This window comes from uncultured Amaricoccus sp., from assembly GCF_937858865.1.
Taxonomy (GTDB): domain Bacteria; phylum Pseudomonadota; class Alphaproteobacteria; order Rhodobacterales; family Rhodobacteraceae; genus Amaricoccus.
On record NZ_CALLYO010000079.1, the window covers coordinates 1 to 2,483 of the forward strand.

3 protein-coding genes are annotated in these 2,483 nt (G+C 69.1%); all 3 read left to right on the forward strand.

Annotated features, from left to right (window positions below; genetic code table 11):
* The first annotated feature begins 112 nt into the window (after positions 1-112).
* On the forward strand, positions 113-1,048 hold the full coding sequence (locus Q0112_RS02115) for an AraC family transcriptional regulator (protein WP_297970763.1): 936 nt from the start codon (positions 113-115) through the stop codon (positions 1,046-1,048).
* 60 nt (positions 1,049-1,108) lie between these two features.
* A complete protein-coding gene (locus tag Q0112_RS02120; RefSeq protein WP_297970766.1) occupies positions 1,109-2,158 on the forward strand; it encodes a sugar ABC transporter substrate-binding protein in 1,050 nt (349 codons plus the stop codon).
* A gap of 62 nt (positions 2,159-2,220) precedes the next feature.
* Positions 2,221-2,483 (forward strand): ATP-binding cassette domain-containing protein (locus Q0112_RS02125; RefSeq protein ID WP_297970771.1); only part of this gene is annotated, 263 nt, incomplete at its 3' end.

The window sequence follows — 2,483 nt, forward strand, 5'->3', positions numbered from 1 at the left end:
GAAAAGTATCGGTCTCGCGAGCGTCGCGTAGTAGGCGGCGGGCGCCGCGCCTGCTACCTTCCCGGATGTTGCTCAAGTCCGGACCATACCGGGCGGCGCAGGGGAGGACTGAATGACGCCCGACCTCGAGGTCGTACGCATCGGCCAGGCGGAATCCTTCAAGGCGTGGGAGCACGGCTATCCGTTCCGCACCGTGCGCTGGCATTTCCATCCCGAGTACGAGCTGCACTATGTGGTCGCCACCAGCGGGCATTACTTCGTGGGCGACTTCATCGGCGCCTTCGAGCCCGGCAACCTGGTGCTGACCGGGCCGAACCTGCCGCACAACTGGGTGAGCGAGGTGGCGCCGGGCGAGCGGGTCGGCGTGCGCAGCCGGGTGGTGCAGTTCACCGAGGGCTTCGTCGCCGAGGCGATGCGGCTGATGCCCGAGCTCGCGCCGCTCGGGGCGACGCTGGAGGGGAGCCGCAGCGGGCTGCTCTTCGGGGCGGCGACCTCGGGGCTGGTCGGGCCGATGCTGCGCGAGCTGGTGCGGGCGCGGGGCATCCGGCGGATCGAGGTCTTCATGGCGGTGATCGGGGCGCTGAGCCGGGCGCAGGACGCGCGGACGCTGGCGAGCGCGCGCTATCTGCCCGATCCCTCGGGCTTCATGTCGGCGGGGATCAACGAGGCGCTCGCCTATATCAACGACAATCTGACCGAGCCCTTCGCGGTGGCGGATCTGGCGCGGATCGCCGGGCTGTCGCCGGGGGCCTTCTCGCGCAGCTTCCGCCGGCATACCGGGCTGACGCTGGTGCAGTTCGTCAACCGGCTGCGGGTCAACCTCGCCTGCCAGCTGCTGATGGGCGATCCGGCGGTGCGGATCACGGACGTCTGCTTTTCGTCCGGATTCAACAACATCTCCAACTTCAACCGGCAGTTCCTCGCCCAGAAGGGGATGACACCGACCAAATTTCGCGCTCTTCTCGGCGAGAACGAGGCGGCGGCGATGGCCGCGCTGAGCGCGGAAAACGGAGAAAGGGCAGGGGTGCGGCAGCGCGTGCCGGCCTGAACGAAGGGCTCCGGCCGGCGGCGCCGGCGGATGCCGATGAAGACGCAACGGAGGATGAGGATGACGACGCTTTCGCTACGACTGACCAGCGCCGCGGCGCTCGCGTTCGGGCTGCTCGGCAGCGCCGCCTACGCCCAGGAGGGGCTGGTGGCGTTCCTGATGCCCGACCAGGGCTCGACCCGCTACGAGGAGCACGATTTCCCGGGCTTCAAGGCGGAGATGGAGAAGCTCTGCCCGGACTGCCAGGTGGTCTACCAGAACGCCAATGCCGACGTGGCGCTGCAGCAGCAGCAGTTCAACTCGGTGCTGACCCAGGGCGCCAAGGTGATCGTGCTCGACCCGGTCGATTCGAAGGCGGCGGCCTCGCTCCTCAGCCTGGCGCAGAGCCAGGGCGTGAAGGTGATCGCCTATGACCGGCCGATCCCGGACGTGCCGGCGGACTTCTACGTCTCGTTCGACAACAAGGCGATCGGGAAGGCGATCGCCGAGAGCCTGCTCGCGCATCTCGAGGCGGAGGGGGTGCCGACCGACACGGGGGGTGTGCTGCAGATCAACGGCTCGCCGACCGATGCGGCGGCGGGGCTGATCCGCGACGGCGTGCACGAGGCGCTCGACGCGGGCAAGTACCAGAAGCTCGCCGAGTACGACACGCCCGACTGGTTCCCGGCCAACGCGCAGGAGTGGACGAGCGGGCAGATCACCCGCTTCGGCGAGCAGATCGTTGGGGTCGTCGCCGCGAACGACGGCACCGGGGGCGGGGCCATCGCCGCCTTCAAGGCGGCGGGCGTGGATCCGCTGCCGCCGGTGACCGGCAACGACGCGACGATCGCGGCCCTGCAGCTCATCATCGCGGGCGACCAGTACAACACCATCTCCAAGCCCTCGGAGATCGTCGGCGCGGCGGCGGCAAACGCGGCCGTGCAGTTCCTGAAGGGCGAGACGCCGGAGCCGAAGGCGACGCTCTACAACACGCCGTCTGAGCTCTTCGTGCCTGTGGTGGTGACGCGGGAGAACCTCAAGGCCGAGATCATCGACAAGGGGATCAACACTGCGGCCGAGCTCTGCGTCGACCGTTACGCCGAGGGCTGCAAGGAGCTCGGCATCGAGTAAGCTCTCGCGCCCGGCCGTCCGTGGCCGGGCGTTCCCTTCTCTCGATCGGGGAGCCCTGGCGCATGGCGGAGCCCATCCTGAGCCTCAGCGGCGTTTCGAAGAACTTCGGCGCGGTCTCGGCGCTGACCGACATCGAGCTCGACGTCCATCCCGGCGAGGTGGTGGCGCTGGTCGGCGACAACGGCGCCGGCAAGTCGACGCTGGTGAAGATCCTCGCCGGCGTGCATGCGCCGAGCTCGGGGGAGATCCGCTTCCAGGGGCAGCCCGTCGCCATGAGCGGGCCGAGCGACGCGCTCGAGCTCGGGATCGCCACGGTGTTCCAGGA

What these genes read in the sequence shown, in the direction of transcription:
- Q0112_RS02115 (WP_297970763.1), top strand. Translation starts at nt 113, where the DNA reads ATGACGCCCGACCTCGAGGTCGTACGCATCGGCCAGGCGGAATCCTTC.
- Q0112_RS02120 (WP_297970766.1), top strand. Translation starts at nt 1,109, where the DNA reads ATGACGACGCTTTCGCTACGACTGACCAGCGCCGCGGCGCTCGCGTTC.